This window comes from Streptomyces niphimycinicus (assembly GCF_018883605.1).
GTDB lineage: Bacteria > Actinomycetota > Actinomycetes > Streptomycetales > Streptomycetaceae > Streptomyces > Streptomyces niphimycinicus.
This window is the reverse complement of record NZ_JAHLEM010000972.1, coordinates 1-5235: the sequence shown is the minus strand read 5'-3', so window position 1 is coordinate 5235 and position 5235 is coordinate 1. Positions and strand designations below refer to the sequence as shown.

General features: G+C 71.5%; 6 protein-coding genes. 5 read left to right on the top strand and 1 reads right to left on the bottom strand.

Annotation, left to right across the window (positions count from 1 at the left end; translation table 11 throughout):
• Positions 1–467 (bottom strand): 5-oxoprolinase subunit PxpA (gene pxpA, locus KN815_RS46275; RefSeq protein ID WP_216347780.1); only part of this gene is annotated, 467 nt, incomplete at its 3' end.
• A 236-nt stretch (positions 468–703) separates the two neighbouring features.
• Between pxpA and KN815_RS46270 the strand changes: the two genes are divergently transcribed.
• The 5 genes from KN815_RS46270 to KN815_RS46250 all read left to right on the top strand — a co-directional run bounded on the left by KN815_RS46270 (position 704) and on the right by KN815_RS46250 (position 5010).
• On the top strand, positions 704–1441 hold the full coding sequence (locus KN815_RS46270) for a GntR family transcriptional regulator (RefSeq protein ID WP_216347779.1): 738 nt from the start codon (positions 704–706) through the stop codon (positions 1439–1441).
• A 140-nt stretch (positions 1442–1581) separates the two neighbouring features.
• Positions 1582–2304 carry a DUF969 domain-containing protein gene (locus KN815_RS46265; RefSeq protein ID WP_216347778.1) on the top strand — a complete coding sequence of 241 codons (723 nt, stop codon included), beginning with the start codon at positions 1582–1584 and terminating at the stop codon, positions 2302–2304.
• Entirely contained in the window at positions 2301–3269 is a 969-nt protein-coding gene (locus KN815_RS46260; RefSeq protein ID WP_078645835.1) for a DUF979 domain-containing protein, read from the top strand. The genes KN815_RS46265 and KN815_RS46260 overlap by 4 nt, the downstream gene beginning before the upstream one ends.
• 11 nt (positions 3270–3280) lie before the next feature.
• Complete coding sequence (gene pcp, locus KN815_RS46255) at positions 3281–3925, top strand: pyroglutamyl-peptidase I (RefSeq protein WP_216347777.1); 645 nt, start codon at positions 3281–3283, stop codon at positions 3923–3925.
• The gene (locus KN815_RS46250; RefSeq protein WP_216347776.1) at positions 3922–5010 is read left to right on the top strand and encodes a DUF2891 domain-containing protein; all 1089 of its coding nucleotides are present in this window, start codon (positions 3922–3924) and stop codon (positions 5008–5010) included. Before pcp ends, KN815_RS46250 begins: the two co-directional genes overlap by 4 nt.
• Positions 5011–5235 lie beyond the last annotated feature (225 nt).

Here is a 5235-nt window from a genome sequence, read left to right as displayed (position 1 = left end):
CGGGACCCGGGCAGCCCCAGCACCGGCAGCGGACCGCCCGCGGCCAGCCGGACGCCCTCGACCACGGCGGCGGCCTGCGCCTTGTCGTGCACGCCGCGGTTGTAGAGCGCGCCATGCGGCTTGACGTAGTGCACCCGCGCCCCGGCGGCGCGGGCGAAGATCTCCAGCGCGCCGATCTGATAGGCGATCTCGTCGGTCAGCTCCCGCGGCGGGACATCCATGCTGCGCCGGCCGAAACCGGCCAGGTCACGGTAGGAGACCTGGGCCCCGATGCGCACCCCGTGCTCGGCGGCCAGCTCGCACACCCGGCGCATGGTCGACGGGTCCCCGGCGTGGAAGCCACAGGCGACATTGGCGCTGGTGACGATGGACAGCAGGGCCTCGTCGTCGGTGAGCCGCCAGCGGCCGAACCCCTCGCCGAGGTCGGCGTTGAGATCGATGGACAGGTTCGCCAAGGATGCGGTCATATCCGTCCGTTCGGGGCGTGGGGGATACGTGAGGGGCTGTGGATGGCATCACAAGGTAAGCGATCGTTGAACGATCCGACAAGGTGCTTGTTGTCCGGTGACGGTTTCTGGGCTTGACTTCTCGCTATACGGGACGAACGAGACATCGAACAGGGGCTGATGTGGCGAACGGGACAAAAGGCGTAAATAGCCGGTCCGGCGAGTCGTCGGGGGAATCGTCGGACGAGTCGCCGGGGATGCCGGAGGCGGGGGAGGCGGCGGAGGCGCCCGGGTACCCCCCGGTCTCCGCTCTCGCCGCCGGACTCGAGGCCGACCGGGCCCTGCTGGGGCGCACCAGCACGGCGGAGCGCGTCGCCGACATCCTGCGCGACCGCATCGCCGAGGGGTTCTTCCCGCCCGGCACCCGGCTGTCCGAGGACAGCGTGGGCGGCGCGCTCGGGGTCTCGCGCAACACCCTCCGCGAGGCGTTCCGCCTGCTGACCCATGAGCGGCTGCTGGTGCACGAGCTGAACCGCGGGGTGTTCGTCCGCGTCGTCACGGTCGACGACCTCAATGACATCTACCGCGTGCGCCGGCTGGTCGAATGCGCGGCGGTGCGCGGCCTGGGGGAGCCGCCCTACGCGGTCCGGGCGGTCGAGGCGGCGGTCCTGGCGGGCGAGCGCGCCGCGCGGGACCGGGCCTGGCAGGACCTGTCCACCGCCAATATCCGCTTCCATCAGGCGATCGTCTCCCTCGCCGGAAGTCCCCGCGCGGACGAACTCATGCGCGGGGTGCTGGCCGAGCTCCGGCTGGTCTTCCATGTCATGGCCGACCCCCGCCGCTTCCACGCCCCCTATCTGGTGCGCAACCGCCAGATCCTGGAGGTGCTCCAGAGCGGTGACGCGGTGGAGGCGGAGCGGCTGCTCGCCTCCTATCTGGACGATTCCCAGGGGCAGTTGGCCGATGCCTACGGACGGAAGATGTCCCGGCGATAGAGGTTTCCCAGCGGTAAACGATCCGACGGAGCCGGAACAAGTTCGTTTCAGGCCCTTGTCGGATCGTTGAACGAACGCCTAGCCTCCGGTGCACTCTCCTCACGCCCCCGTGAGGTCCTTCTGCGCGGAAGGCTGGACGCATGATCGTTCTCCTTGGCGTCCTCGTGGTGATCCTCGGATTCGCCACACGACGCAACCCCTTGCTGGTGGTGGGGGTCGCCGGCATCGCCACCGGACTGCTGGCCAAGCTCTCGCCCCAGGAGATCCTGGCGGCCTTCGGTGACGGCTTCGCCTCCAGCCGCTCGGTGACGATCTTCGTCATCACCCTGCCCGTGATCGGCCTCCTGGAGCGCAACGGCCTCCAGGAACAGGCCCGGACCCTCATCGGGCGGCTCGGCAAGCTCACCACCGGCCGGTTCCTCGCCCTCTACCTGGCGTTGCGCCAGCTCACCGCCGCGCTCGGCCTCACCAGCATCGGCGGCCCCGCCCAGAGCGTGCGGCCCATGGTCGCCCCGATGGCCGAGGGCGCCGCGGAACGCCGCCACGGCCCGCTGCCCGAGCGGGTCCGCGAGCGTGTGCGCTCGTACTCCGCCAGCGCCGACACGGTCGGGCTGTTCTTCGGCGAGGACTGCTTCCTGGCCATCGGCTCGATCCTGCTGATCACCGGATTCGTCAACACCACCTACCACACCCATCTGGAGCCGCTCCAGCTCGCGCTGTGGGCCATCCCCACCGCCGTCTGCGCGTTCCTCATCCACGGCTTCCGGCTGCTGCGCCTGGACCGCTCCCTGGACCACGAACTCGCCGCCTCGCGCGGCCGATCCGCTGCCAAGGGCAGCCGCACCGCGGAGGAAGCCAAGTGATCAAGGCGGAGTGGTTCTACTGGCTCGTCGGCGCCGTCTTCCTCGCCATGGCCGCCCAGATGGCCGTCGACCGCAGCAACCCCAAGCGCCTTGGCTCGGCCGCCTTCTGGGGGCTGCTCGGGGGCTGCTTCTTCTACAGCAGTTGGGTGGTGGAGAAGAAGGCCCCGGCCGAACCCCTGGGCGTCGCCGTCCTCGCCATGGTCTGCCTGGGCGGCTTCCAGCTCACCGGGCGGGGCGTGCCCAACACCACCACCCCCGAGCAGCGCACCGCCACGGCCGCCCGGCTCGGCAGCAAGCTGTTCGTCCCGGCGCTCACCATCCCGCTGGTCGCCGTCGTCTGCGCGTCGGCCGTCAAGCACTGGCACATCGGGGGCGAACCGGTCCTGGAGGAGGGCAGCGAGACCATCCTCGGCCTCGGCTTCGGCGCGATCGCCGGGCTGCTGGTCGCCATGGTCGTGGTGCGCGAGCGGCGGCCCTCGGTGCCCCTGCACGCCGGCCGGAGCCTGCTGGAGTCCATGGGCTGGGCGCTGCTGCTGCCCCAGTTGCTCGCCGTGCTCGGCTCCATCTTCCAGGTGGCCGGGGTCGGCACCCAGGTCGGCAAGATCACCGAGCAGTTGCTGCCGGACGGCCAGAAGTACATCGCGGTGGCCGTCTACTGCGTCGGAATGGCCCTGTTCACCATCATCATGGGCAACGCCTTCGCCGCCTTCCCGGTGATGACCGCCGCCATCGGCTGGCCCGTGCTCATCCAGCAGATGCACGGGGATCCGCCCGTCGTCCTCGCCGTCGGCATGCTGGCCGGTTTCTGCGGCACGCTGGTGACGCCCATGGCCGCCAACTTCAACCTGGTGCCCGCCGCGCTGCTGGAACTCAAGGACCAGTACGGTCCCATCAAGGCGCAGATCCCCACCGCCGGGGCGCTGCTGGTCTGCAACATCGCGATCATCTCGCTCTTCGCCTTCTGAAGGGGGCCGCTGTGACCCGAGTTCTCCTCACCGGCTTCGAGCCCTTCGCGGGCTCGGACGTCAACCCGTCGTGGCAGGCCGTCTCCCTCGTCGCCGCCGCTCCGCCGCCCGGCACCGAGATCACCGCCGTACAGCTCGCATGCGTCTTCGGTACCGCACGGGAGCAACTGGCCGCCGCCGTGGAGGAGGCCGACCCCGATCTGGTGCTGTGCGTGGGCCAGGCCGGCGGCCGTCCCGGTGTCACCGTCGAGCGGGTCGCGATCAACGTGGACGACGCCCGCATACCCGACAACGCCGGACGCCGGCCCATCGACGAACCGGTCATCGAGGGCGGCCCGGCCGCCTACTTCGCCTCCCTGCCCGTCAAGGCGTGTGTCGCGGCCGTCCGCGAGGCCGGGATTCCGGCCGCCGTCTCCCAGACGGCCGGAACCTTCGTGTGCAACCACGTCTTCTACGGCCTGGCCCATCTCATCGCCACCGAGCGGCCCGCGCTGCGCGGCGGCTTCGTCCACCTCCCGTACGCGCCCGAACAGGTCGTGGACCGCGCCGAACCCGCCCTGCCCGCCGAGATGTCCGCCGACGCGCTGCGGGTGATCATCGGGGCGGCCGTGCGCACCCGGACCGACCTGCGCATCGCCGAGGGAGCAACGCATTGAACGAGCCGCACGAGCCCGACGAGCCGCACGAGCCCGACGAATCCGACGAGCCGGACGAAAGGGGCGGCGAACTCGGCCGGTACGCGACCCGGTTCGCCGCCCTCGCCACCGCCAACGTCACCCGGGCCTACCCCAACGCCCCGGCGCATCTGCTGCTCGGCCCCGAGGACTTGGTGGAGCCGCGCCGGTACCACCCCGCCTTCTACGGCTCCTACGACTGGCACTCCGCGGTTCATATGCACTGGCTGCTGGTCCGCCTGCTGCGCCGCTGCCCCGACCGCGTCCGGGCCGACGAGGTCACGGCCGTACTGGACGGGCACCTTACGGCCGATGCCCTGGCCGCCGAGGCGGACTATCTCCTCGCCCATCCCTCCTTCGAGCGCCCTTACGGATGGGCCTGGCTGCTCGCGCTGACCGCCGAGTGCCGGAACCTCCCGGGCCCCGCGGGCGAGCGCTGGGCGAAGGCCCTGGAACCGGCCGCCGACGCCGTCCGCGCACTGCTGAGCGGATGGCTGGCACGCGCCACCTATCCGGTGCGGCACGGCGTCCACACCAACAGCGCCTTCGCCCTCGGCCTGGTCCTGGACAGCGCGGCCGCCGCGGGCGTCGAGACGATCGTCGAACCGGTCACGGAGGCCGTCCTCGGCTGGTTCGCCGACGACCATGACGCCCCCGTCCACTGGGAGCCCTCCGGGCAGGACTTCCTCTCGCCCGCGCTCACCGAGGCCGAGGCGATGAGCCGGGTGCTGCCGGAAGAGGAGTTCGCGCGCTGGCTGGAGCGTTTCCTGCCCGGCGTCGAATGGGGTGCGCCCGTCACCGTGCTCACCCCGCCCGTCGTTTCCGACCCGGCCGATCCGCAGATCGGTCATCTCCTCGGCCTCATCCTCAGCCGGGCCGCCGCGCTGCGCCGCCTGGCCGCCGCCCTGCCGCACGGCGATCCGCGGGCGGACGTACTGCGGACGGCGGCCCGTGACCATCTGGCCGCCGGGCTCCCGGCCACCGACTCCGGGGACTTCACCGGCGACCACTGGCTGGCCACCTTCGCGGCGCTCGCCCTGGACGGACCACCGGCCGGTGAGCCGTAGACTGACGGATCGGTGAGGTGCGGGGGACGCGCCGGTGTACGGGCGTGCACGCCCGGGGGATCTGGTGCCTCATACCGGGATCTCCGTGCCGTTTCGTACGTTGTCGGTGCGACCGCCTACTCTGTGCGACGTGACATCTCCACCCCCGGGGGCCGCCGCGCCCCAGCTCAACACCGCTGAAGGGGCCGCCAGGCCGGCCCCGGGCCCGGCCGCCGACGAGGGCCT